This window comes from Psychrobacter sp. W2-37-MNA-CIBAN-0211 (assembly GCF_040309405.1).
Taxonomy (GTDB): Bacteria; Pseudomonadota; Gammaproteobacteria; order Pseudomonadales; family Moraxellaceae; genus Psychrobacter; species Psychrobacter glaciei.
On sequence record NZ_JBEOOU010000199.1, the window covers coordinates 1 to 272 of the forward strand.

At 46.7% G+C, this 272-nt stretch carries 1 protein-coding gene; it reads left to right on the forward strand.

Features of this window, described 5'->3' with window-relative positions; translation table 11 throughout:
• Window positions 1-83 precede the first annotated feature (83 nt).
• On the forward strand, window positions 84-272 hold a 189-nt coding region (locus tag AAEY72_RS14890), incomplete at its 3' end, for a transposase domain-containing protein (protein WP_352311325.1).

The window sequence follows — 272 nt, forward strand, 5'->3', positions numbered from 1 at the left end:
GAGCAATGCCGATCGTTTAAGAGCACTTGACCGATCCTGCAGATGAAAGATAATCCCTACCAGTATTCTGGTGGGGATTTTTTATGTTTGTGCAAGAGCTTGAGTTAGTTCATGAGTCTGTTGAAGAAAGCGGGTCTTACGGTTCTGTAATGGAGGCGATTGATTCAGATTGGATCGAACAATCACTCCTTTCAGCTAACAAGGCGAGTATCCGTAATCGCCGTCTGCCTGCCCAGCAGGCAGTCTGGCTAGTACTCTGGATGGGGTTAATT